General features: G+C 70.6%; 22 protein-coding genes. 17 read left to right on the top strand and 5 right to left on the bottom strand.

Annotated elements, in window-relative coordinates; all coding sequences use genetic code 11:
* The first annotated feature begins 26 nt into the window (after positions 1-26).
* The 8 genes from ileS (at position 27) to RGI145_RS11990 (ending at position 9,384) form a co-directional block, all read left to right on the top strand.
* A complete protein-coding gene (ileS, locus tag RGI145_RS12025; RefSeq protein WP_075798531.1) occupies positions 27-2,858 on the top strand; it encodes an isoleucine--tRNA ligase in 2,832 nt (943 codons plus the stop codon).
* A complete protein-coding gene (gene lspA / locus RGI145_RS12020; protein WP_237183056.1) occupies positions 2,858-3,394 on the top strand; it encodes a signal peptidase II in 537 nt (178 codons plus the stop codon). Before ileS ends, lspA begins: the two co-directional genes overlap by 1 nt.
* A 2-nt stretch (positions 3,395-3,396) precedes the next feature.
* On the top strand, positions 3,397-3,963 hold the full coding sequence (locus tag RGI145_RS12015; protein WP_083670648.1) for a DUF3035 domain-containing protein: 567 nt from the start codon (positions 3,397-3,399) through the stop codon (positions 3,961-3,963).
* A 76-nt stretch (positions 3,964-4,039) separates the two neighbouring features.
* The gene (locus RGI145_RS12010; protein WP_075798529.1) at positions 4,040-4,672 is read left to right on the top strand and encodes a thermonuclease family protein; all 633 of its coding nucleotides are present in this window, start codon (positions 4,040-4,042) and stop codon (positions 4,670-4,672) included.
* Between the two features lie 134 nt (positions 4,673-4,806).
* The gene (gltA, locus tag RGI145_RS12005) at positions 4,807-6,114 is read left to right on the top strand and encodes a citrate synthase (protein WP_075798528.1); all 1,308 of its coding nucleotides are present in this window, start codon (positions 4,807-4,809) and stop codon (positions 6,112-6,114) included.
* A gap of 194 nt (positions 6,115-6,308) precedes the next feature.
* Entirely contained in the window at positions 6,309-7,349 is a 1,041-nt protein-coding gene (locus tag RGI145_RS12000) for an ABC transporter substrate-binding protein (RefSeq protein WP_075798527.1), read from the top strand.
* 4 nt (positions 7,350-7,353) lie between these two features.
* The gene (locus RGI145_RS11995) at positions 7,354-9,000 is read left to right on the top strand and encodes an ABC transporter permease (RefSeq protein WP_075798526.1); all 1,647 of its coding nucleotides are present in this window, start codon (positions 7,354-7,356) and stop codon (positions 8,998-9,000) included.
* 111 nt (positions 9,001-9,111) lie between these two features.
* Entirely contained in the window at positions 9,112-9,384 is a 273-nt protein-coding gene (locus tag RGI145_RS11990) for a hypothetical protein (protein WP_075798525.1), read from the top strand.
* Between the two features lie 125 nt (positions 9,385-9,509).
* On the opposite strand, the gene RGI145_RS11985 is transcribed toward RGI145_RS11990, so the two are convergent.
* From RGI145_RS11985 to RGI145_RS11975, 3 genes are all read right to left on the bottom strand, one after another.
* Positions 9,510-9,986 (bottom strand): GNAT family N-acetyltransferase, encoded by a 477-nt coding sequence (locus tag RGI145_RS11985; protein WP_075798524.1) that lies wholly within the window; start codon positions 9,984-9,986, stop codon positions 9,510-9,512.
* Between the two features lie 162 nt (positions 9,987-10,148).
* Positions 10,149-10,550, bottom strand: a complete 402-nt coding sequence (locus RGI145_RS11980; protein ID WP_237183055.1) for a hypothetical protein — start codon at positions 10,548-10,550, stop codon at positions 10,149-10,151.
* Positions 10,551-10,669: 119 nt separating this feature from the next.
* Positions 10,670-11,599 carry a LysR family transcriptional regulator gene (locus RGI145_RS11975; RefSeq protein WP_083670642.1) on the bottom strand — a complete coding sequence of 310 codons (930 nt, stop codon included), beginning with the start codon at positions 11,597-11,599 and terminating at the stop codon, positions 10,670-10,672.
* Positions 11,600-11,775: 176 nt separating this feature from the next.
* Between RGI145_RS11975 and RGI145_RS11970 the strand changes: the two genes are divergently transcribed.
* Positions 11,776-12,366, top strand: coding sequence for a chromate transporter (locus tag RGI145_RS11970; RefSeq protein ID WP_208863869.1), 591 nt, complete (start codon positions 11,776-11,778; stop codon positions 12,364-12,366).
* Positions 12,366-12,893, top strand: a complete 528-nt coding sequence (locus RGI145_RS11965; protein WP_037224887.1) for a chromate transporter — start codon at positions 12,366-12,368, stop codon at positions 12,891-12,893. The genes RGI145_RS11970 and RGI145_RS11965 overlap by 1 nt, the downstream gene beginning before the upstream one ends.
* Before the next feature lie 107 nt (positions 12,894-13,000).
* Here the strand turns inward: RGI145_RS11965 and RGI145_RS11960 are convergent, their stop codons facing one another.
* Positions 13,001-13,459, bottom strand: coding sequence for an NUDIX hydrolase (locus RGI145_RS11960; protein ID WP_075798521.1), 459 nt, complete (start codon positions 13,457-13,459; stop codon positions 13,001-13,003).
* Between the two features lie 267 nt (positions 13,460-13,726).
* On the opposite strand from RGI145_RS11960, the gene RGI145_RS11955 reads away from it, so the two are divergent.
* The 4 genes from RGI145_RS11955 to RGI145_RS11940 all read left to right on the top strand — a co-directional run bounded on the left by RGI145_RS11955 (position 13,727) and on the right by RGI145_RS11940 (position 18,507).
* Complete coding sequence (locus tag RGI145_RS11955; RefSeq protein ID WP_075798520.1) at positions 13,727-14,383, top strand: DUF47 domain-containing protein; 657 nt, start codon at positions 13,727-13,729, stop codon at positions 14,381-14,383.
* A gap of 16 nt (positions 14,384-14,399) precedes the next feature.
* Positions 14,400-15,407 carry an inorganic phosphate transporter gene (locus RGI145_RS11950; RefSeq protein WP_075798519.1) on the top strand — a complete coding sequence of 336 codons (1,008 nt, stop codon included), beginning with the start codon at positions 14,400-14,402 and terminating at the stop codon, positions 15,405-15,407.
* 175 nt (positions 15,408-15,582) lie between these two features.
* Positions 15,583-17,013, top strand: coding sequence for a M20 family metallopeptidase (locus tag RGI145_RS11945; protein WP_075798518.1), 1,431 nt, complete (start codon positions 15,583-15,585; stop codon positions 17,011-17,013).
* Positions 17,014-17,277: 264 nt separating this feature from the next.
* Positions 17,278-18,507 carry a GGDEF domain-containing protein gene (locus RGI145_RS11940; RefSeq protein ID WP_075798517.1) on the top strand — a complete coding sequence of 410 codons (1,230 nt, stop codon included), beginning with the start codon at positions 17,278-17,280 and terminating at the stop codon, positions 18,505-18,507.
* Here RGI145_RS11940 and RGI145_RS11935 read toward each other — a convergent pair.
* The gene (locus tag RGI145_RS11935) at positions 18,494-19,600 is read right to left on the bottom strand and encodes a M20/M25/M40 family metallo-hydrolase (RefSeq protein ID WP_075798516.1); all 1,107 of its coding nucleotides are present in this window, start codon (positions 19,598-19,600) and stop codon (positions 18,494-18,496) included. The genes RGI145_RS11940 and RGI145_RS11935 overlap by 14 nt on opposite strands.
* A gap of 140 nt (positions 19,601-19,740) precedes the next feature.
* On the opposite strand from RGI145_RS11935, the gene RGI145_RS11930 reads away from it, so the two are divergent.
* From RGI145_RS11930 to RGI145_RS11920, 3 genes are all read left to right on the top strand, one after another.
* Positions 19,741-20,892 carry a threonine synthase gene (locus RGI145_RS11930; protein WP_075798515.1) on the top strand — a complete coding sequence of 384 codons (1,152 nt, stop codon included), beginning with the start codon at positions 19,741-19,743 and terminating at the stop codon, positions 20,890-20,892.
* 146 nt (positions 20,893-21,038) lie between these two features.
* Entirely contained in the window at positions 21,039-22,373 is a 1,335-nt protein-coding gene (dctA, locus tag RGI145_RS11925; protein WP_083670640.1) for a C4-dicarboxylate transporter DctA, read from the top strand.
* Positions 22,374-22,572: 199 nt separating this feature from the next.
* Positions 22,573-22,860, top strand: coding sequence for a hypothetical protein (locus RGI145_RS11920; protein WP_075798513.1), 288 nt, complete (start codon positions 22,573-22,575; stop codon positions 22,858-22,860).
* Positions 22,861-22,945: the final 85 nt, after the last annotated feature.

Below are 22,945 nucleotides of genomic sequence, written 5' to 3'. Positions count from 1 at the left end.
ATGGCCGACCGCCCGGAACTGCCCCGATGAACGACGCCCCCACCCCCGACACCGCCCCCGCCCGGGATTGGCGCGACACGGTCTTCCTGCCGCGCACCTCCTTCCCGATGAAGGGCGACCTGCCGAAGCGCGAGCCCGGCCGGCTCGATCGCTGGCAGGAGACCGGGCTGCGCGACCGCCTGCGCGCCCAGTCCGCTGGGATGCCGAAATTCGTTCTGCATGACGGCCCGCCCTATGCGAACGGCCCGCTGCATATCGGCCACGCCCTGAACAAGATCCTCAAGGACGTGATCAATCGCGCCGCCCAGATGTCGGGCAAGGACGCGAACTACGTCCCCGGCTGGGATTGCCACGGCCTGCCGATCGAGTGGAAGGTCGAGGAGGAGTACCGCAAGAAGGGCCTCGACAAGGATGCGGTGCCCATCCTCGACTTCCGGGCCGAGTGCCGCGCCTATGCCGGCCACTGGCTGAACGTGCAGCGGGAGGAGTTCCAGCGCCTGGGCGTGCTCGGCGACTGGGAGCACCCCTACGCCACGATGAACTTCTCCTCCGAGGCGGTAATCGCGGGGGAGATCGGCAAGTTCCTGCTGAACGGCTCGCTCTATCGCGGCCTGCGCCCGGTGATGTGGAGCCCGGTCGAGAAGACCGCCCTGGCCGATGCCGAGGTCGAGTACCACGACCACACCAGCCCGACGCTGCATGCCCGCTTCCGCGTGCTGCGCTCCCCGGCCGAGGCCGCGGTGGGCGCCAGCGTGGTGATCTGGACCACCACCCCCTGGACCATGCCGGGCAACCGCGCCGTCGCCTATGGGGAGGAGATCGACTACGCCCTGCTGCATGTGGAAGGCGTGGCCGAGGGCTCGCTGCTGCAGCCCGGCGAGAACCTGCTGATCGCCCTGCCGCTGCTGGAGAGCTTCGCGAAGGAGGCCGGCCTCGGCGCCCATTCCATCCGCCGCGTCTTCAAGGGCGCGGAGCTGGCGGGCACCGTCCTCGCGCATCCGCTGCGGGGCTGGGCGCCCGCGGCCCAGGGGGACAAGGGCGGCTACGACTTCGACGTGCCGCTGCTGCCAGGCGATTTCGTCACCGCCGATGCGGGCACGGGCTTCGTCCATATCGCCCCGGGCCATGGCGAGGACGACTTCAGCCTCGGCCGCCAGTTCGGCCTGCCGGTGCCGGAAACGGTGAACGACGACGGCACCTATTCGGTGCAGTCGCCGGGCTTCACCGGCATCCATGTCTTCAAGGCGCACGAGCCCGTCTGGGCCGCCATGGAGAGCATGGGCACGCTGGCCGCGAAGGGCTCGCTGCGGCATTCCTACCCGCATTCCTGGCGCTCCAAGAAGCCGGTGATCTTCCGCGCCACGCCGCAATGGTTCATCGCCATGGATGACGGCAACCAGATCCGCGCCAAGGCGCTGGACGCGCTGGCCGTCACCCATTTCGTGCCGGAGGTCGGGCGCAACCGCATCACCTCCATGGTCGCGGCCCGGCCGGACTGGTGCATCAGCCGCCAGCGCGCCTGGGGCGTGCCCATCCCCGTCTTCGTGGAGAAGCGGACCGGCGAGCCGCTGCGCGACCCGGCGGTGCTGGAGCGCGTGACCTGCGCCTTCCGCGAGGAAGGGGCGGATGCCTGGTACAAGCCCGGCGCCGCGCAGCGCTTCCTGGGCAACGACCGCAACCCGGACGACTACGAGCAGGTGATGGACATCGTGGATGTGTGGTTCGAGTCCGGCTCGACCCATGCCTTCACCCTGACGCCGGAGCGCGGCCTGCCTTTCCCGGCGGACCTGTATCTGGAGGGGTCGGACCAGCATCGCGGCTGGTTCCATTCCTCGCTGCTGGAAAGCATCGGCACCCGGGGCGTGGCGCCCTACAAGGCGCTGCTGACCCATGGCTTCACGCTCGACGAGTCCGGGCGGAAGATGTCCAAGTCCCTGGGCAACGTCACCGCCCCGCAGGAAGTCACCAAGAAATACGGCGCCGACATCCTGCGCCTGTGGGTGATGAATGCCGACACCACCGAGGACCAGCGCATCGGCCCGCGCATCCTGGAGCAGACGGCGGAGCTCTACCGGCGCCTGCGCAACACGCTGCGCTGGCTGCTGGGCAATCTCGACGGCTTCTCCGAGGCCGAGCGCGTGCCCCATGCCGAGCTGCCAGAGCTGGAGCGCTGGGTGCTGCACCGGCTGACGCAGCTCGACGCCCGCATCCGCGGGGCGGTCGAAAGCTATGACTGGTCCGGCGTGGTGCCGGAGATCCATGCCTTCTGCGCCGCTGACCTCTCGGCCTTCTACTTCGACATCCGCAAGGACAGCCTCTACTGCGACGCGGCGGACAGCCCGCGCCGCCGGGCCGCCCGCACCGTGCTGGACGTGCTGCACCGCTGCCTCGCCACCTGGCTGGCCCCGGTGCTGCCCTTCACCGCGGAGGAGGCTTGGCTGGCCCGCTTCCCCTCGGAGAGCGACTCCGTCCATCTCCAGCTCTTCCCCGAGGTCCCGGCGGAATGGCGGGACGAGGCGCTGGCCGCCAAATGGGCACGGGTGCGCGAGCTGCGCGGCGTGGTGACGGCGGAGCTGGAGAAGGCCCGCGCCGCCGGCACCATCGGCTCCAGCCTCCAGGCCGCGCCGGTCCTGGCCCTGCCCGGGGCCGATGCCGGGCTCCTCTCGCCGGAACTCTGGGCGGAGACCTGCATCACCTCCGGCTTCGGGCTGGCGCCCGGGGCGGAGACGCCCGCCGCGGAATTCCGCCCGGCCGAGGGCGCGAAATGCGCCCGCTGCTGGCGGGTGCTGCCGGAAGTCGGCACCCCGGGCCGGCGCCATGCGGATCTCTGCCTGCGCTGCGAGGCCGCGGTCGCCTGATGCCCAGCCCCGCGACTCCGGCCCGGATGATCCCGCTCGGCCTCGTGGCCGCCGTGCTGGTCCTGGTGGCCGACCAGGCGAGCAAGTGGTGGATGGGGGAGGTGCTGCGCCTTCCCGAGCGGGGCCATGTCCCGCTCTTCTCGGCGGGGCCCTTCAGCCTGGACCTTTCCATGGTCTGGAACCGGGGCGTCACCTTCGGCCTCATGGCTGGGGACGCGCCCTGGCATGGCTGGTTGCTTGCCGGCCTCGCCCTGGTGATCACGCTGATCCTGCTGCGCTGGATGGCCCGGGCGGAGACCCGGCCGGTCGCCGTCGCCCTGGGCGCGGTGATCGGCGGCGCCATCGGCAATGTCATCGACCGCCTGCGTTTCGGCGCGGTCTTCGACTTCGTCGATGCCTCCTTCGGGGGGTGGCACTGGTATGTCTTCAACATTGCCGACGCGGCCATCGTGCTGGGCGTGATCGCCCTGGTGGCGGACGCGCTCTTCCGTCCCCCCTCGACCGGACGCGACGGCGTGGCTAAGGAGCCCGTATGAGGATGCCCCAACGCCGGACCGTGGCCCTGGCCCTGCCGGCCGCCCTTTCCCTCGGCCTGCTCGCCGGATGCGGCGGTGACACGGCCCGTACCCTGGGCTTCACCCGGGACGCCCCGGACGAGTTCCAGGTGGTGACCCGCGCGCCGCTCTCGCTGCCGCCGGACATGAACAACCTGCCCGTACCCCGCCCCGGCGCGGCGCGGCCGCAGGAGCTCTCGGCCCGCGAGCAGGGGGAAAGCGCCCTGGTGCCCGGCGCCGTCCTGGAATCCACCCAGGCGAGCCGCCAGTCCTCGGGCGAAAGCGCGCTGGTCGCCCGGGCCGGGGGGACGGTCGATCCCGCCATCCGCCGGAGGGTGGACGAGGAAAGCCTGCGGCTGAACCAGCCCAGCCAGACCGTGGTGGACCGGCTGATGTTCTGGCGCGACGCGCCGCAGCCGGGCGTGGTGGTGGACCCGCAGAAGGAAAGCCAGCGCCTGCGCGAGAACTTTGCCCTGGGCCGCCCGCCGGGGGATGGCGAGACGCCGATCATCCAGCGCAAGGAACGCGGCATCTTCGACGGGCTGTTCTGAGCCCTTCCTCGTTCCGGCCGGGACGGGGCGTTTTCCCGCTTCCCGGCCGCCTGTGGCTTTGATAGGGCTCCGCGCCGTGGCACGCCCGAGAAAGATCTTCCATTCCCATCGCAGGCCGCAGCGCCGCCGCGCCCCGCTGGCGCTCGGCCTGGGTGCCCTGCTCCTGCTCGCCATCGGCGGCGTCCTCCTGTACGCCCGGGATGGGGCGGGCCTCGCCGGACAGGTCCGGCCGATCCTGGCCGCCGTGCCCGGCCTCGCCCCTCAGGCCCCGCCCCCGGCCGCCTCGCTGTTGCCGGAAGGGCCGCTCCAGGCCGATCCCACGGATATCCATGTGGTGGATGGGGAAACCCTGCGCCTGCAAGGGCAGGTGGTGCGGCTGGAAGGTCTCCAGGCGCCCTCGCGCGGGGAAACCTGTGCCGATACGGCGGGCCAGGGTTTCGATTGCGGCGTGGCTGCGGCGGACCGGCTGGCCCATCTGGTGGCGAACCACGCCCTGGTCTGCGAGTTGCACGGGCAGGATGTGTTTCGCCGTCCGCTGGCTATCTGTGAGGCAAACGGCAAGGTTTTGAACGCTATGCTCGTGTCATCGGGCTGGGCTCTCGCGAGTTCGGAGAATTTCTCCGAGGCCGAGGCCGGGGCTCGCCAGGCGGGGCGTGGTCTCTGGGCCGACGGCATCGTACCGCCCGAGGAATGGAGGGAGCGCCGGTAAGCACCACCACCGGCCGGTGCAGCCCCGGCGGCGACCGGGGGGCGGTGGACAAGACAGATTCTCGGCGCATATTTGCGCCGCAGCATAACATGATCCCGGACCCTGACGGTACGGGAGGCAATGAGGAGCCAAGCATGAGCAACAGCGGTCACGGGTCGGTCACGATCACGCTGGACGGGACGAACAAGAGTAGTTCCGCTCCTCTGGTTTCTGGCTCCATCGGCCCCTCCGTCGCGGATATCCGCAAGATCTATGCCGATCTCGGGGTCTTCACCTTCGACCCCGGCTTCGGCATGACCGCGGCCTGCGAAAGCAAGATCACCTATATCGATGGCGACGAGGGCGTCCTGCTCTATCGCGGCTATCCGATCGAGCAGCTGGCCGAGAAGTCGGACTTCGTGGAGGTCTGCTACCTCCTCCTGAACGGCGAGCTGCCGGACGAGAAGCAGCTCAAGGAATTCCGGCATGGCGTGACCATGCACACCATGCTGCACGAGCAGCTCCGCCGCTTCTACGACGGCTTCCGCCGCGACGCGCACCCGATGGCGATCATCTGCGGCGTGGTGGGCGCGCTCTCCGCCTTCTACCATGACAGCCTGGACATCAACGACGAGAAGCAGCGCGAGATCAGCGCCTTCCGCCTGATCGCCAAGCTGCCGACCATCGCCGCCTGGGCCTACAAGTACTCGATCGGCCAGCCCTTCGTGTATCCGCGCAACGACCTGAGCTACGCGGAGAACTTCCTCTACATGCTCAACGCCGTGCCGGCGGAGGAGTACAAGGTCAATCCGGTGCTGTCGCGCGCCATGGACCGTATCCTGGTCCTGCACGCCGACCACGAGCAGAACGCCTCCACCTCCACGGTGCGCCTGGCGGGCTCGACGGGCGCCAACCCCTTCGCCTGCATCGCCGCCGGCATCGCGGCGCTCTGGGGCCCCGCGCATGGCGGCGCCAACGAGGCGGTGCTGAAGATGCTGGGGGAGATCGGCAGCGTCGAAAACATCCCCGCCTTCATCGAGAAGGTGAAGGACAAGAACTCCGGCGTGAAGCTGATGGGCTTCGGGCACCGCGTCTACAAGAACTTCGATCCGCGCGCGAAGATCATGCAGGCCACCTGCCACGAGGTGCTGACCGAGCTCGGCATCAAGGACGAGCCGCTGCTCGACCTCGCCGTGGAGCTGGAGCGCATCGCCCTGCACGACGACTACTTCATCCAGCGCAAGCTCTACCCGAACGTCGATTTCTACTCGGGCATCATCCTCAAGGCGATGGGCATCCCGACCAGCATGTTCACCGTGCTGTTTGCGGTGGCGCGCACCGTCGGCTGGGTGAGCCAGTGGAAGGAGATGATCGAGGACCCGACGCAGCGCATCGGCCGCCCGCGCCAGGTCTATACGGGCTCTGTCAAGCGCGACTTCACGCCGCTCGCCGAGCGCGGCTGAGCCTTTCCTCCCGGGCCGCCCGCGCGGCCCCGGGACCACGGCATGGAAACCCCGCCCGGCCCCGCCGCGGCGGGGTTTTCCATGCCGTGGCATCGTGTTGCGGTGCGGTGTCACGAAGTCTTCATGCGAGGGGGCTTTTCAGCGGCAGGCGGGCAATCCATCAACCGCCCCGGTCCCTTCTTCGCGAGACGATCATGCGCCGCCAATTCCTGCTCATGAGCACCCGCCTGGCCACCGCCGGCCTCCTGGCCACCGGCTTCGCCACGGTGGGCGGCGGCGCCCACGCCCAGAATCAGGGTGCGACCCAGGCTGCGGCCCAGCCGGTCTCGGGCAGCCTGACCCTCTATACCAGCCAGTTGGAACCGGATGCGGCGGCCACGGTGGAGGCCTTCCGCCAGCGCTATCCCGGCGTCACGGTGGAATGGCTGCGCGGCGGCACCAACCAGATCCTGCCCCGGCTGCGTGCCGAGATCGCGGCCGGCAGCCCGCGCGCGGACGTGCTGCTCCTGGCCGATGCCCTGACCTTCGAATCCCTGGCCGCCGAGGGGCGGCTGCGGGAAAGCCCCGAGGTGCGGACGGGCGGCATCCCCGCCGACCGGCTGGACCCGAAGCACCGCTACTTCGCGACCAAGCTGATCACCACCGGCATCGTCTACAACACCCGCGCTCCCTTCGCGCCGAAGAGCTGGGCCGACCTGCTGCGGCCGGAGGCGCGCAACATGATCGCCATGCCCTCGCCCAGCGTCTCGGGCGCGGCGGCGCTGCACATCGCCGCCATGGTGCAGGCGCCGGGCCTGGGCTGGGACTATCTCGGCAAGCTGGCGAAGCAGGGGCTGCAGCCGCGGGGCGGCAACGGGCAGGTGCTCCAGGCGGTGGCGAGCGGCGAGCGCGCCTATGGCATCGCCGTGGACTACCTCGCCCTGCGCGAATCCGCGCGCGGCGCCCCCGTCCGCTTCGTCTTCCCGGAGGACGGGGTGAGCGCCGTCACCGAACCCGCGGCGATCCTCTCCACCACGAAGAACGTGCCGGCCGCCGTGGCCTTCGTCTCCTTCCTGCTGTCGCGGGAAGGCCAGGAACTGGCGGCGAAGCAGGGCTTCCTGCCGGTCGATCCGGGCGTCGCGCCGCCGGAGGGCTTCCCCGACCCGCATTCGATCAAGGTCCTGCCCCTGGACGCGGCCCGCGCGGCGAAGGAGAACGAGGCGGACCTGCGCCGCTTCAACGACCTGATCGAATAGACGCTTGAACCCATCCCTGCTGCCCTCCCGCGGGCTGGCGCTCCTGGCGCTGGCCTGGCTGGTCCTGGTCGGCGCGGCGCCGCTGCTACGGCTCCTGAGCGAGGCCTCCGGCCCCGCCCTGGCCCTGCTGCCCGCCGATGCGGCCGTCTGGCGCGCCACCTGGCGCACCCTGCTGGTGGCCGCCGGGGCCTGCCTGCTGGCCTGCCTGCTCGGCATGGCCCTGGTCTCGCTGCTCCTGCTGCGCGCGCCGCCCGGGCGGCGGGTCCTGCTCTTCCTCTGCATCCTGCCGGCCCTGGTGCCGCCGCAGGTCCTGGCCCTGGCCTTCTCGCAGGCGGCGGGCCCCTCCTCGCCGCTGCTCCTCGCCCTGGGCCTCGCCCCGCCGCTGGGCACCCCGAACCCGCTCTACGGCCCCGGCGGCATGATCGCGCTGTTGGGCCTGCAGGGGGCGCCGCTGGTGCTGCTGGCCATGGCGGCGGTGCTGCGGCGCGTGCCGGGCGAGAATCTCGCCGCCGCGCGCGGGCTCGGCGCCAGCCCGGCCGAGGCGCTGCGCCGTGTCGTCTGGCCGCTGCTCTTGCCCGGCCTGCTGGCCGGGGCGGGGCTCGCCTGGATCGCGGCGCTGGGCAATTTCGGCGTGGCCGCCCTGCTGGGCATCCCGGCCCGCTGGATCACCCTGCCGATCCTGATCTGGCAACGGCTGTCCGGCGCCGGCACCGGCGCGCTGGGACAGTCGGCGGCGCTGTCGCTGCTGCTCGCCGCCCTGGCCGCGCCCGGGCTGCTGGCCCAGCGGATGGCGATCCGGGCCGCCTCGCTGCCATCCGGCAAGCCTTTCGAGCCTTTGCGGGCGGGGCAGGGCGCCCGCCTGGGCGTGGCCCTGCTCTGGCTCGGCCTCGTGCTGGTCCTGCTGGTGCCGCTGCTGTCGCTGCTGGCGGCCTCGCTGGTGCCGGCCTTCGGCGTGCCGATCTCGGCCGGCACGGCCACGCTGCGCCACTGGGCGGCGGCCTTCGCGCCGGGGTCCCAGACCCTGGCGGCACTGGGCAATTCGTTGCTCCTGTCCGCCCTGGCGGCGCTGATCCTGGCCCTGGCGGCGCTGCCGGTCGCGATCTCGCTGCGTGGCCGCGCGGTCCGCATCGGGGCGATCGGGACCGACCTCTCCTATGCCCTGCCAGGGGCCTGCACCGGTGTCGCGGCGTTGCTGCTGGTCCTGTCCACCCCCTTTGGCGGCTGGGCCTACGGCACGCTGGCCCTGATCCTCTTCGCCTATCTGGCGCGCTTCCAGGCCATGGCGCTGCGGCCCGCCGCCGCGGCCGCCGCGCGGCTCGATCCGCTGCTGGATTTCGCGGCACGCGGCATGGGGGCGGGGCTCTGGTCCCGCCTGCGCTCCGTCCACCTGCCGCCCCTGACGCCGGGGTTGGCCGCGGGGGGAATCCTCGTGGCGCTCCAGGCGGTGAACGAGGTGACGATCTCCACCCTGCTGCACGGGCCGGGCACCCAGACCCTGGGCGTGCTGGTCTTCAACCTCCAGGATGGGGGCGATGGGCCGCAGGCGGCGGCGGTATCGCTGGTGGCCCTGATCCTGGTGGCGGGGTTGATGGCCCTGGCCAGCCTCTTCGCGCGACGGTTGCCGGATGGCACCCTGCCGTGGCGGCCATGAGACAGGCGCCGGGAATTCCGCACGCAGCCTCTTGCAAGTGAATTGAGGCGGTTGCCGTGTGACCTTCGAGCAGCCTATGAGACCCTTCAGAGTTTCACCACGAGACACCTAATGAAGAAGATCGCCCTGGTTCTGCTGGTCGCCCTGGCCGGATGCTCCACCACGCCGAAGGCACCGGAGGTGGTGGACCCGCTGGAGGCGTACCGGCCCGCCTGCAAGGAGAAGTGGCAGACGCTCTACGCCATCGAGAAGTGCGCGCAGGCGGCCTATGATCAGACGCGCGGCCTGCCGGCGGTCGGCGAAACGCCGGCTGCCAGCGCCGAGCCGGAAGCCCCCGCCGCCAAGGCCGCCACGACGGCGCGCGGCCGCAGCCAGCGCCGCTAACGCGACCTGGCCCTGGCTCTGCCGGGGAGGGCGCCTTGAGTGCCCTTCCCGGAACGGGGTCCAACCGGGCCGGCCGCCGGATTACGCCTGACTGGAATCGGCCCGGGCTTCCGGACGATGCCGCCCTAGGGTGATCCGCCCTGATCCTGCCGTTTGCGCAGGCCGCGCGACAGGACCGGGCCCTCCTCGGCAAAGCCGTTGTCGCGAAGGAAGGCCAAACCATCCCCGGCATGGGGCGGCGGCGTGGCCTCCAGCCGGTCGCAACCCGCCTGCCGCGCGGCCTGGGCCCCGGCCTTGAGCAGCAGGCGTCCGATGCCGCGCCGGCGGCCCGCTTCCGCGACCTGCAGGGCTGATAACCGGGCGACGGGCCGGCTTTCCCACAGCGTGGAATGCCAGTGCAGGGCGATTACCCCGGCGAGGGGGCCGTAATCGGCGGCGACCAGAACGGCACTGGCCGAGTCGCGCAACAGGCGCTCCAGCCTTTCCGACATCTGCGAGGGTGGAATCGGCGGCCCATCCCCTTGCAGAAGGATGGCCAGGTCGGCGGCATCGGCCGGAAGCGCGCTCCGGATCTCGATCCCGTACCGGCGCCCCGGGCTCAAGCCAGTCTTCCGGGGCGGGGCGGGATCAGGCTGTTCCCCGGCCCGCCACGTCTTTCGTTCTGTCCGGATCGGTGCGCCCAGCGTCCTTCGAGGCGCGCGAGGCAAAGCTCCGCCCGCGCCCCAAGGCAGGGGCGGGACGCAGCCCACCGGCGGGCGCCACGGTCAGTCCGGATCGGCCTCGGCCAGGACCAGCGCCCGGGGATTGTCCCGGTCGAGGCCCAGGCGTATCTCGAAAAGACGCTCATGGGCCGCCACGAGACTTTCCACGCCCTTCCGTCGCTCCGGGCCCGAATACTGGCCGGATTTCAACAGGGCCTTCTCCGTAATCCGGAGCAGCTCCCAGGCAATCTCGACATCGCTCTGATCGCAGGCCTGATGAAAGGCCAGGAGGAGCTTGTCAGATAGTCGCCGACTATGCCGCATCATGACTGGGCGAGGCGATTTATCGAGCGCCATGCCGAACCCCGCTTTGGTGAGGACATCACTATGTCGTGCATTGGGGCAGCCTTCCAGACGTGTTTGCGGAGGAACCTCCGAATCGTCGCGAATGTAGCGGGAGGGCAACGGTAAGGTTGCAGCCGGCGGGTGGACGGCCCGTATCCCGGGTCCCGTCACGGACTTTGTAACATGGCCGGAGGACCCTGGCCGCCGCGCGGCGGGAGCCCCCTACAAGGTCGATCCCGTCACGAAGCCGCCTTGCCGCTGCCCGGGGAAGGGGAGCGGATCTCCGCCAGGAAGCGCTGCACGGCCTCGGGCAAGGGGCCGGCGCGATAGGCCAGGTGGATCGGCGCCACAAGCTCCGGCATCGGCTCCAGCGCACGATAGGCCACGCCTTCCAGGTTCAGCCGGCGCAGGGAGACGGGCACGACGGAGATCCCGAGTCCCGCCGCGACGAGGCTCAGCGTCGAGAGCATGCGCGGGGCCTCCTGGCCGATGGAGGGGCTGAAGCCGGCGGCCCGGCAGGCGGAGAGGATGCCGTCATAGAGGCCCGCCCCGCTGTGGCGGCGATACAGGATGAAGGTCTCGTGCCGAAGAGCGCCGAGGGGCAGGGGCCGCCGGCCGCCATGCCCATGAGGGGCCAGCGGATGGGTGGCGGGCAGGGCGGCCAGCATCCTTTCCTCCAGCACCGCCTCCGCGACCAGGCCCGGCAGCGACAGGTTCGGGGCGCGGATGAAGGCGGCATCGAGCCGCTCCGCCTCCAGCGCCTGGATCAGCTCCGACGAGCTGCTCTCCTCCAGCACCAGGGTCACGCCCGGGGAGGACTGACGGAAGCGCCGCAGCGCGGAGGGCACGAAGGGATGGAAGGCCGCCGAGCCGGTAAAGCCGATGGCGATCCGCCCCCTTTCGCCGGCGGCGATGCCCCGCACATGCGCCACCGCCTCGTCCATCCGTTGCAGGATGCCACGCGCCTCGGCCAGGAAGGCCGTGCCGCTCTCGGTGAGCGCCATGCCGCGCGGCTGCCGCTGGAAGAGCGTCACGCCGAGCTGACGCTCCAGCAGCCGGATCTGCTGGCTCAGCGGCGGCTGCCGGATGCCGAGGCGCTCCGCCGCGCGCGTGAGATGGCCGAGCTCGGCGACGGCGACGAAGTAGCGGAGCAGGCGCGTCTCTATCAAAGTGCCATATCCTGAAGATATGTCCCGGGACTGTCCCATCTATTAGACAGGATGAAGCATGAAGCGTAGCCCGTCGCCTCCGGCAGGCGCCCGGGAATGGTGTCCGGACAACAGGGCACCGGAGAGAGCGCGGAAGGGCCGGCACGATGGAGGCGGCGATGCGGATGGAGGCAGGCTTGGCAGAAGGCGGATCGGCACAAGACGGGCCGGGGGGCGGCGGAGCGGCGGTGGAGCGGCACGCTCCCGGCCGGCCGGAACTCTTCCTGGGCTTCCTCGGCCTGGGCATGACGGCCTTCGGCGGCGCGCTGCCGCTGGCGCGGCACATGATCGTGCAGAAGCGCCGCTGGATGAGCGAGGCGGAATTCACCGAGCTGCTCGGCCTCTGCCAGTTCCTCCCTGGCGGCAATGTCGTGAACCTGTCGGTGGCGGTGGGCTACCGCTTCGGCGGCTTGAGCGGCGCCCTCGTGGCGATCTCGGGCCTCCTCGCGGTGCCCACGCTGGTGGTGATCGCGCTGGGCGTGATCTATGACCGCTACCACGACGATCCCTATGTGCGGCACTTCTTCGCCGGCCTGGCGGCGGCGGCGGCGGGGCTGCTGCTGTCCATGGGCATCCGCATCGCCCGGCCGCTGCTGCGCCGCCCCTGGCCGGCCCTGGTGGCGCTGGTCTGCGTCCTGGCCATCGCCGTCTTCCGCCTTCCCCTGCTGCCGACTATGATCGTGCTGACGCCACTGGCCATCCTGGCCTCCCGCCGGAGCGCCGCGTGATGCCGGTGCTGGTCTCCATCGCCCTGATCTTCGGGGAGCTTTCGCTGCTGGCCTTCGGCGGCGGCAACAGCATCCTGCCGGAAATGCAGCGGCGCGTGGTCGAGGTGCACCACTGGATGTCGGCCGAGGAGTTCAGCGCCCTCTTCGCGCTGGCGCAGGCCGCGCCGGGGCCGAACCTCATGGTGGTGCCGCTGGTCGGCTGGACCGTGGCCGGCTGGCCCGGGCTGGCGGTGGCGAGCGCCGCGAAGTTCATCCCCTCCTCGGCCCTGACCATCCTCGCCGTCCGCCTCTGGGACCGCAGCCGCGACCGGCCCTGGCGCCGCTGGGTGCAGGAAGGGCTGCTGCCGATGACCTCCGGACTGGTGGTGGCCAGCGGCATCGTGATCACGGAGGCCTCGGTGCGCGGGGTGGGGCTGGCGCTGATCGCCCTGGCCTGCACCGTGATCCCGCTGCGCTGGAAGGTGCATCCGCTCTGGCTGCTGTTCGGCGGCGCCCTGGCAGGGCTGGCGGGGCTTGGGGCCCTTTAGAGCGGATCCCGGTCAGGCGCTTTCCGCCCGACCGGGCGAAGACACCTGGGAAACAACAAGCCGGGGCGAACGGAAACCGCTCCGGCGGGGGGCTTTCCCCGCGCGCGTCAGGCCGTGCTGCCCCCCGTGCTGCCCCGGGGCCGTGCCAGGTCCAGCAACAGGGCGCTCAGCCCGGCATCGCCCACCAGCTCCGCGGCGCCGGACAGGGTGAACCAGCGTGTCTCCCGTTCCCGCCGCTCCGGCCAGTCCTCCAGCTGCTTCTCCACCCGCATGGGGAAGACCTGCACCTGACAAGGCAGATCCCGGCCGCTCCGCAGGCGCTTGCTGTAGCAATAGGAGCCCACCGCCTCGGGCTGGACCTCGCCGACCAGCCCGGCTTCCTCATAGGCTTCCTTGGCGGCGAGCTGGTGCGGCGCCATGCCTTTCTCCGCCCAGCCCTTGGGGATGATCCAGCGATGCGTCTCGCGGCTGGTGACGAGCATCACCATCGTCTCGCCAGCCTGTTCGGCAATGGGCAGGGCCGCGTACTGGCGCCCCCGCGTCTTCTTCTTCAGCTTTTGCGACATCTCACGCGGTGGCGTCCTTCATGCCCGTTCCCGGGACAAAACTTTCTCGGTCCCTGATCGAATCTCGAAATTGGGCACGGATGAGGAAGATTACAATGAAGCCCCCGGCCCGGCGCGTCCATCCCGGCCGCCGGGAAAGCCGTGTGATGCGGCCCCGGTGTGGCCAGGACGCCGTGTGACGGTTAGAAGACGCCCCCCGTGGCCGGGCATTCTCGCCTTCGCCCCGCATTCCTGGCCGCGAGCGGCGGTCTTGCAAAGGTTTGTTCGATGCTCGGCTGGTTCCGCCGCATGCTTCCGCGCGAGGAGCGATTCTTCGACCTGTTCCAGCAGCATTCCGCCGCGATCGTGGTGGGCGCCGTGGAACTGCGGGCCATGCTCCGGGGCGGCGAGGCGACGGCCACGCATTTCCCGGCCGTCCTGGCCGCCGAGGACCATGCCGATGCCGTGACGCGGGAGGTCGTCCAGGCCGTGCGGCGGACCTTCGTCACCCCCTTCGACCGCGGCGACATCCAGGCCCTGATCAGCGCCATGGACGATACGCTGGACCAGATGAAGAAGGCGGCCAAGACGATCCGCTTCTTCGGCATGACGGAATTCGGGCCGGAGATGGGCCGCCTGGGCGACACCATCCTGCGTTGCGCGGAGCTGCTGCGCGACACCGTGCCGCTGCTGTCGGACATCACCAACAACGCCGCCCGCATCAACGCGCTCTGCGAATCCATCCGGGTGGCGGAGGGAGAGGCGGACGACATCCACGACGATGGCGTGACCGAGCTGTTCCGCCGCATCTCGGAGGAGAAGGCGCCGGACGGGGCGATGCGCTTCATCGCGGTGCGCGAGGTCTTCGACCAGCTCGAACGGGTGGTCGATCTCTTCGACGATGCCGCGAACCAGGTCGAGAGCATCGTCATCGAGCACGTCTGAGCCGGGAGACCCGTCCATGCCGGTCGAGACCCTCGCCCTCCCGCTGCTCGTCGGCCTGATCGCCGTCGCGCTGTTCTTCGACTTCCTGAACGGGCTGCACGACGCGGCCAACGCCATCGCCACCATCGTGGCGACGCGCGTGCTGCGGCCGCATTATGCCGTGGCCTGGGCCGCCTTCTTCAACTTCATCGCCTTCCTGTTCTTCGGCCTGCACGTGGCCGAGACCATCGGCACCGGCATCGTGGATGCGGAGATCGTGGATGCGCGGGTGATCTTCGGCGCGCTGGTCGGCGCCATCGCCTGGAACATCATCACCTGGTGGCGCGGCATCCCGTCCTCCTCCTCCCACGCGCTGGTCGGCGGCATCCTGGGGGCCGGCACGGTGAAGGCGGGGATCGGCGCGATCGTCTGGTCCGGCCTGGGCAAGACGGTCGCGGCCATCGTGCTCTCGCCGCTGCTGGGCATGGTGCTGGCGCTGCTGCTGGTCTTCGCCGTGTCCTGGATCTTCGCCCGCTCCACCCCCTTCGCGGTGGACCGCTCCTTCCGGATCATGCAGTTCTTCTCGGCCTCCGCCTACGCGCTCGGCCATGGCGGCAACGACGCGCAGAAGACCATGGGGATCATCGCCGTCCTGCTCTATTCCCAGGGGATGCTGGGCGGCGAGTTCTACGTGCCGCTCTGGGTCGTGCTGTCCTGCCATGCCGCCATCGCGCTGGGCACGCTGACCGGCGGCTGGCGCATCATCCACACCATGGGCTCCCGCATCACCCGGCTGACGCCGGTGCAGGGCTTCTGCGCCGAGACCGGCGGCGCCATCACGCTCTTCATGGCCACGGGGCTCGGCGTGCCCGTCTCCACCACCCACACCATCACCGGCGCCATCGTCGGCGTCGGCTCGGCGCGGCGAACCTCGGCGGTGCGCTGGGGGGTGGCCAGCAACATCGTGGTGGCCTGGGTCGTCACGATGCCCGCCGCGGCCGTCATCGCGGCGCTGGCCTACTGGCTGGTGGGCTTCTTCGGCTGATCCCGCCCGGCTGGCCAGCCGGCTGGTGCGGGCGCGGCGCCGGAAGCGTCCGCGCCCGGGTTTGACCCCCTGCATGATCGGCGCATAGTCGCGCCCCGTCATGGCCGGGCGGCCATTCCGTGCGCATCGACAACCGGGTCGATCACCAGGCACGAATCAGACAGGAACGTTTCCGATGCAGAACAGCGAAGAAATCTGGCGCCATGTCGAGAAGAAGCGCGACGACTATATCGGCCTGTCCGACCGGGTCTGGGGCATGCCGGAACTGGCTTATGGCGAACACCGCTCGGTCGCGGAGCACATCGCCCAACTGGAGAAGGAAGGCTTCCGCATCACGAAGGACGTCGCGGGCATCCCGACGGCGGTGATGGGAGAGGCGGGCGAGGAGGGCCCGGTGATCGCCATCCTCGGCGAGTATGACGCCCTGCCCGGGCTGAGCCAGGAGGCCGGGGTGGCCGAGCCGCGCCCGGTCGAGGGGCAGGAGGGCAAGGGCCATGGCTGCGGCCACAACCTGCTCGGCTCCGCCGCCCTTTTGGCGGCGGCGGCGGTGAAGGACTGGCTGGCGGAGAACGGGATCAAGGGCCGCGTGCGCTACTATGGCTGCCCGGCCGAGGAAGGCGGCGCCGCCAAGGGCTTCATGGTGCGCGACGGCGCCTTCAAGGATGTGGACATCGCCATCTCCTGGCATCCGGCGCCGCTGTCCGGCGTGAACGACGCGGTGAGCCTCGCCAACACGCGCATCGACTTCACCTTCACCGGTCGCTCCTCCCACGCCGCCGCCGCGCCGGAGCTAGGCCGCTCGGCGCTCGACGCGGTGGAGTTGATGAATGTCGGCGTGAACTACATGCGCGAGCACATGCCGAGCCATGCCCGCGTCCACTACGCCTATCTGGACGCCGGCGGCATCGCGCCGAACGTGGTGCAGGGCTCGGCCAAGGTGCGCTACCTGATCCGCGCCGCCGACCTGAACGAGCTGAACGCCCTGGTCGCCCGCGTGCGCAAGATCGCCGACGGCGCGGCCCTGATGACCGAGACGACGGTCGCCACCAAGGTGGTCAGCGCCGTCTCGAACCTGATGGGCAACACGCCGCTGGAACAGGCGATGTACGACAACTTCCAGCGCCTCGGCCCGCCCCAGTTCGACGAGGAGGACCGCGCCTTCGCGGAGGAGATCCGCAAGACGCTGAACGACGACGACATCGCCGCCGCCTTCCGCCGCGCCGGCGTTCCGGTGGACCGGACCAAGCCGCTGGCCGATTTCATCGTGCCGCTGCATTCCAGGGGACGGGGCGGCGTCGGCTCCACCGATGTGGGCGACGTTTCCTGGGTGGTGCCGACGGTGCAGGCGCGGGGCGCGACCTATGCCATCGGCACGCCGGGGCATTCCTGGCAACTCACGGCCCAGGGCAAGTCTGGCATCGCCCATAAGGGGCTGCTGCATGTGGCCAAGGTGATGGCGGGCACGGCGGTGGATGCCCTGCAGGACCCCTCGCTGATCGAGAAGGCCAAGGCGGATCTCGCGGCGCGGACGGCGGCCACCCCCTATGTCTGCCCGCTGCCCGCCGATGTGCAGCCGCCGATCCAGGCGATGAGCAAGGGCGTCTGAACGGATGGGCGGTGCCGGCGGAACTTTTCGCCGGTCCGCCCCTCTTTTCCCGCTGTCCGGCTGGCCTCTCCCTGTGGAAAGCCGGACGTTTCCGCGCAGCTGGCGTGAATTGTAACGAAGCTGGCTTAAATTCGCCGCGTAATGATGACTTTTGCGTGTAGATGATCCATAGGAATCTCGTCATGCGGGTGGATCGAAGCCGGGCAACCGGGCTCATCGGCTCCGCCACCCCCGACGCCGCCGAAAAGGGTCACCCGCCGCGACATGTTCCTGGACGCTCCGACCCTTGTCCTGGCCGTCACCCTGGTGACCGGCACCAGCGCCCTGGCCTGCCTCATGTCCTGGCGGGCCAGCCCGGGACATGACCTGCCGCTGATCTTCGGCGGGGCCTTCCTCAGCGAAACCCTGGCCATGGCCCTGCAGTTCGACCGTTCCACCCTGCCGCTGCTGGTGACGGTGGACCTGTCGAATGCCCTGGCGATCCTCTGCTCCGCGCTGATCTGGGCGGGGCACCGCCGTGCCGACGGGCGCGCGACTCCCATCCTGCTGATCCTGCTGGCGCCACTGGTCTGGCTCCTGGCCTGCCGCATCCCGGAATTCTACGGCCGCTACGACCGGCGCGTGCTGCTGGCCGCGCTCCTGCACGGCGCGCTCTTCGCCGTCGCGGCCTGGGAGCTGTGGCGCGGCCGGGCGGAGAGGATCTCGGCGCGCTGGTGGATGTTCGCGGCGATGATCGGCAGCGTCGCCATCATGGCCTTCCGGGCCGCGGCGATACTGGTGTCGCCCGACCCGGGGCGGTTCCACTTCCTGCCGGACCTCTCGCTCGGCCTGGTCCTGGTCAGCGCGCTGGTCTTCTTCGTCCTGCACGGCTTCGGGGCGGTGACCATGATCCGCGAGCGCGCGGAGGCCCATTACCGCCGGGAGGCTTGCAGCGACCCCTTGACCGGCCTGCCGAACCGCCGCCGCTTCGACCAGGCCTATGCCCATGAATTCGCGCGCGCGCGGCACCAGGGGCGGCCGCTGGCGGTCCTCATGATCGACGCGGACCACTTCAAGGCCTTCAACGACCACCACGGCCATCCGGCGGGGGATGCCTGCCTGCGGATCGTGGCGGGGGTGCTGCGGCGCAACCTGCGCGACGGCAGCGACCTCGCGGCGCGGATGGGAGGAGAGGAGTTCGCTGTCCTGCTGCCCGGCACCGGGCTGGAGGCGGCGATGGGCGTGGCGGAGCGGATCCGCCGCTCGATGCGGGCGCAGGGCGTCCCGCACCCCACGACGCGTGGCGGCATGGTGACGCTGAGCCTGGGCGTTGCCGCCATGGCGCCCGGGCAGGGGATGAGCCCCCGGAGCCTGCTGGAAGCGGCCGACCGGGCGCTCTATGCGGCCAAGCGGGAAGGGCGGGACCTGGTCCGCGCCGAGGCATCGGAGCGCCGCGAGGCGCGGCCCGCCCTGCGGGTCCGGCCGCAGCCGGACCTGCCGCTCACCCAGCCATGACGAGGCGGCGGAACAGCGGCACCGCCCGGGCCAGTTCCGCCAGCGGGACATGCTCCCCCGGGCTATGGGCCACGGCGATCGTGCCCGGACCCAGCACGACGCAGGGCGCCAGCGCCTGGAGTTCCGTCGCGTCGGTGCCATAGGCGGCGGTGCGCGGCGCCTGGCCGGTCTCGCGCACCGCCAGCGCCACCAGGGGGTGGTCCTCCGGCAGTTCCGGCGCACCCGGATCGGCCTGCATCTCCAGCGCCAGCCCGGCACGCTCCGCCGCCGCCCGCACCGCCGCCACGACCGGCGCCGGGTCGATGCTGCGGGAATAGCGGAACTTGATGCGCGCCGTGGCGCGGGGAACGGTGACGTTCACCGCCGTGCCGTGATTGTCGATCAGCAGGTTGAAGTCGGAGAAGGATGGGTCATAGGCCGGGTCCTGCAGCGCCGGGTCGCTCCGCAGCCGCGCGAAAACCTCCCGCATCTCCGCCAGGAAGGGGATCAGCGCCCAGTTCGCGTTCACCCCCTGGGCGCCGGAGGAATGCGCCTGGATGCCGGTCGCGGTCACCGTGAACATGACATTGGCGCGGTGGCCGCGCACGGGGATCAGGCTGGTCGGCTCCGCCACCACGATGCCGCGCGGCGCCGCGCGCCGGGCCAGTTCCGAACGCTGCGCCACGAGGCGGGCACCCTGCTTGGTGGTTTCCTCGTCGGTGGTCAGCAACAGGGTCACGGGAACATCGGCGGGCAGGCCGCGCGCGGCGACCACGATGGCGGCCACGGGGCCCTTCATATCGGACGAGCCGAGCCCGTGCAGGATGCCCGCCTCGTCCACCCGGCCGGACCACGGATCCTCCGTCCAGCCTGTGTCGGGCACCGTGTCCATATGGCCCGACAGGGCGAGGCCACCCCCGTCCAGCGGCCCGCGATGCGCGACCAGCACGCGCTTCGCCGTGCCGGCGGCATCGGCATAGTCCAGCCGCTCGATCTCGAACCCCGCCAGCTCCGCCTCCAGCCGCTCGGCGACGGGAAGGTTGGAGAGGTTGGAGCGGCTGTCGATCCGTACCAGGTCACGGGCAAGGGCGGCCACGGCATCGGCATCGGTCATGCGCGTCTCCTGCGGGTGGGTGCGGACCCTCTCTCGCTCCCGGCCTCCGGCGACGCAAGCCCGTCCGCCGTCCCGCGGGCCGGCACCCTGCCGTGGAGCCCCTTGCGGACGCGGGGAGCCCGGGCGAGATTTCGCGCCCGATGACCCGCCCCACCCTCTTCGACCTCCGCTACCTCGACCCCCGTTCCGGCCGGACCTGGCCGCTCGAACTGCCCCGCTGGTGCGGCGAGGAGGGACAGCCACTCTTCCTCACCGACTTGCCGGGCATCGGGCGCGACGACATCGCGCGCGGCGAGCGCTCGGTCTGGCGCTACGCCGCCGCGCTGCCCTTCCGGCCGGCCACGCCGATCACCCTGGGCGAGGGCTGCACGCCGCTGCTGGAACGCCGCCTTGGTGCCGGCACCGCACTGGTGAAGTGCGAATGGTTCATGCCGACCAGCTCCTTCAAGGACCGCGGCGCCTCGGTGATGCTGTCGCTGCTGCGGGAACAGGGGATCGGCTCCGTGCTGGAAGATTCCTCCGGCAATGGCGGGGCGGCCATCGCCACCTATGCGGCGGCGGGCGGGATGCGGGCGCGCATCCTGGTGCCTGAGTCGACCTCCCCGGCTAAGACGGTGCAGTCCCGCGCCGCCGGGGCCGAGATCCAGCTCGTGCCGGGCACGCGGCAGGACTGCGCCGACGAGGCGCTGCGCCAGGGGCGGGAGCGCGAGTCCGGCACCTTCTACGCCTCGCACAACTGGCACCCCTTCTTCCTGCACGGCACCAAGACCCTGGCCTACGAGTTGTGGGAGGATCTGGGCTTCCAGGCGCCGGACAACATCGTGATGCCCTGCGGTGCCGGCTCCAACGTGCTCGGCTGCTGGATCGGCTTCGTGGAACTGCTGCGGGCCGGGCAGATCGCGCGGATGCCGCGCCTCTTCGCGACGCAGCCAGCCCACTGCGCCCCCATCGCCCGCGCCGCGCTCGGCCTGCCAGCGGCGGAGCCGCGCCCGACCATCGCCGAGGGCACCGCCATCGCCGCGCCGATCCGCCTGCCCGAGGTCGTCCAGGCCCTGCGGGAGACGCATGGCGGCGCTGTCATGCTGGAGGAAGACGAGATCGCCCGGGCGACGCTCGATCTGGCCGGCCAGGGGATCTATGCCGAGCCAACCAGCGCCCAGGCCGCCGCCGGCTTCGGCAAACTCCTGTCCGGCGGCGCGATCCGGGCGACGGAGCGCACCGTCGTCCTGCTCACCGGCACCGGGGTGAAGGCGACGCCGCGCATCGCGGAACTGCTGGGCCTGACGGTCTGAGGCCAAGGGATGGACGTAAGGTAATCCGGCGGACAGGAACCGCCGCCGAGTCCTCTATATATCATCCGGCGTCATAGCCCGGTCGCTTCTCCGGAGGCCGTTCTCTGTTCCGGCCGGGACGGTTCCCCCTCGGAGATGTGCCGCCCATGCTCAGGCGCTGGTTATCCCTTCTCTACGTCCAGGTCCTTATCGCCATCGTCCTTGGCGTGCTGGTCGGCGCCCTCTGGCCGCAGACCGGCGCGGCGATGAAGCCGCTGGGCGACGGCTTCGTGAAGCTGATCAAGCTGGTCATCGCCCCGGTGGTCTTCTGTACCGTGGTGCACGGCATCGCCTCGGTGAACGACGCGCGCTCGGTCGGGCGCGTCGGCATCAAGGCGCTGTTCTACTTCGAGGTGATCTCGACCTTCGCCCTGGTGATCGGCCTCTTCGTGGCCAAGGTCTTCGGCACGGGCAGCGGCTTCAACATCGACCCGACGCAGCTCAATGCCAGCGCCATCCAGGCCTATGCCCAGCAGGCGGCCAAGGACAGCGTCGCGGCGCATCTGATGGCGATCATCCCCGACACCTTCATCGGGGCCTTCGCCAATGGCGACCTGTTGCAGGTGCTGCTGCTGGCGGTGCTGACCGGCTTCGCCATCAACGCCCTGCCGGAGCGCTACCGTGTGCCGACCGCCGGGGCCATCGACGGCATGGCGCGTGTCTTCTTCGGCATCGTCGCCATCGTGGTGAAGGTGGCGCCGATCGGCGCCTTCGGCGCCATGGCCTTCACCATCGGCGCCTACGGCATCCGCTCGCTGCTGCAACTGGGCGAGCTGGTGGCGACCTTCTACATCACCTCGGCGCTCTTCGTGCTGATCGTGCTGGGCTTCGTCGGCTGGCTCTGCGGCTTCTCGATCCTGCGCTTCGTCAACTACATCCGCGAGGAGCTGCTGATCGTGCTCGGCACCTCCAGCAGCGAGAGCGTGCTGCCACAGATCATGCGCAAGATGGAGGCGCTGGGCTGCTCGCCGAAGGTGGTCGGCATCACCGTGCCGCTCGGCTATTCCTTCAACCTCGACGGCACCAACATCTACATGACGCTGGCCACGATGTTCCTGGCCAATGCCACCAACACCCATCTGAGCTGGGGGCAGGAGCTGACCATCCTGCTGGTGGCGATGCTGACCTCCAAGGGTGCTTCGGGCGTGACCGGCGCGGGCTTCATCACCCTGGCCGCCACGCTGTCCGTGATCCCCGACATCCCCATCCAGGCCCTGGCCGTGCTGGTCGGCATCGACAAGTTCATGAGCGAGGTCCGCGCCCTGACCAACCTCGTCGGCAACGGCGTGGCCTGCGTGGCGGTCAGCCGCTGGGAGGGCGAGCTGGACCCGGTGCGGCTGCGCCAGGCCCTGCACGGCGTCCCGGTCGCCGGCCTCGGCACGGAGGAGCGCGAGACCGTGCCGCTGCCGGACCGCGACGCGATGCGCCGCCCCGCGGAGTAACGGGCGGAAGGACGCAGGGGCGCGGGACAGGGCCGACCGGGGGGAGGGGGGTGTGCCGCCTTTCTCCCGGAAATCTGATCCGGACCGGGAAAATCCCCGCTTCCTGCCGCATTGTGTCCGGAAACGCAGCCGCGCCACCCTTGTTTAGCTATTTTCCGGTGAGAAGGGTGATCCAGGCCCGCTCGGAACAAGGGACGGAATGGCGCAGGACAGCAAGGAGAGAGCCCGCTTCTACCGGGAGACGCTACAGGCGTCCCGCGAGGGCGGCGTGAGGTTTGCCCAGGAGATCCTTTCGGACATGGACCGGGGGGAGATGACGAAGTCCCTCGCCCATGCCGTGGTCGGCGTCCGGAGCCATCTGGCCGAGGCCCTGGGCTGCACGCCACCGGAAGTGGTGGACTGCGCCGATGCCTTTACCGAAGCGGCCGTGCTGGAATGGACCCGCATCCGGGCCGCCATGGGGAGCATGCGGAGCGGGTTGGCCTGAAGCCCCACCAGGCGCGGTCTCCGCCCCTCCGGGGAAGAGCAACGGCCGGGTCAGGATAGGCGGAGTGCGGCGGCCGGGAAGGGCG

It is taken from the genome of Roseomonas gilardii (genome assembly GCF_001941945.1).
GTDB lineage: Bacteria > Pseudomonadota > Alphaproteobacteria > Acetobacterales > Acetobacteraceae > Roseomonas.
This window is presented reverse-complemented; position numbering and strand designations above follow the sequence as displayed.

Coding starts and splice junctions, on each gene's coding strand:
- RGI145_RS11930 (WP_075798515.1), top strand. CDS start 19,741: ATGACCCGCCCCACCCTCTTCGACCTCCGCTACCTCGACCCCCGTTCC.
- RGI145_RS11950 (WP_075798519.1), top strand. CDS start 14,400: ATGCCGGTCGAGACCCTCGCCCTCCCGCTGCTCGTCGGCCTGATCGCC.
- dctA (WP_083670640.1), top strand. CDS start 21,039: ATGCTCAGGCGCTGGTTATCCCTTCTCTACGTCCAGGTCCTTATCGCC.
- RGI145_RS11960 (WP_075798521.1), bottom strand. CDS start 13,459: ATGTCGCAAAAGCTGAAGAAGAAGACGCGGGGGCGCCAGTACGCGGCC.
- RGI145_RS11920 (WP_075798513.1), top strand. CDS start 22,573: ATGGCGCAGGACAGCAAGGAGAGAGCCCGCTTCTACCGGGAGACGCTA.
- gltA (WP_075798528.1), top strand. CDS start 4,807: ATGAGCAACAGCGGTCACGGGTCGGTCACGATCACGCTGGACGGGACG.
- RGI145_RS11955 (WP_075798520.1), top strand. CDS start 13,727: ATGCTCGGCTGGTTCCGCCGCATGCTTCCGCGCGAGGAGCGATTCTTC.
- RGI145_RS11965 (WP_037224887.1), top strand. CDS start 12,366: ATGCCGGTGCTGGTCTCCATCGCCCTGATCTTCGGGGAGCTTTCGCTG.
- RGI145_RS11940 (WP_075798517.1), top strand. CDS start 17,278: ATGTTCCTGGACGCTCCGACCCTTGTCCTGGCCGTCACCCTGGTGACC.
- lspA (WP_237183056.1), top strand. CDS start 2,858: ATGCCCAGCCCCGCGACTCCGGCCCGGATGATCCCGCTCGGCCTCGTG.
- RGI145_RS11945 (WP_075798518.1), top strand. CDS start 15,583: ATGCAGAACAGCGAAGAAATCTGGCGCCATGTCGAGAAGAAGCGCGAC.
- RGI145_RS12015 (WP_083670648.1), top strand. CDS start 3,397: ATGCCCCAACGCCGGACCGTGGCCCTGGCCCTGCCGGCCGCCCTTTCC.
- RGI145_RS12000 (WP_075798527.1), top strand. CDS start 6,309: ATGCGCCGCCAATTCCTGCTCATGAGCACCCGCCTGGCCACCGCCGGC.
- RGI145_RS11935 (WP_075798516.1), bottom strand. CDS start 19,600: ATGACCGATGCCGATGCCGTGGCCGCCCTTGCCCGTGACCTGGTACGG.
- ileS (WP_075798531.1), top strand. CDS start 27: ATGAACGACGCCCCCACCCCCGACACCGCCCCCGCCCGGGATTGGCGC.
- RGI145_RS11990 (WP_075798525.1), top strand. CDS start 9,112: ATGAAGAAGATCGCCCTGGTTCTGCTGGTCGCCCTGGCCGGATGCTCC.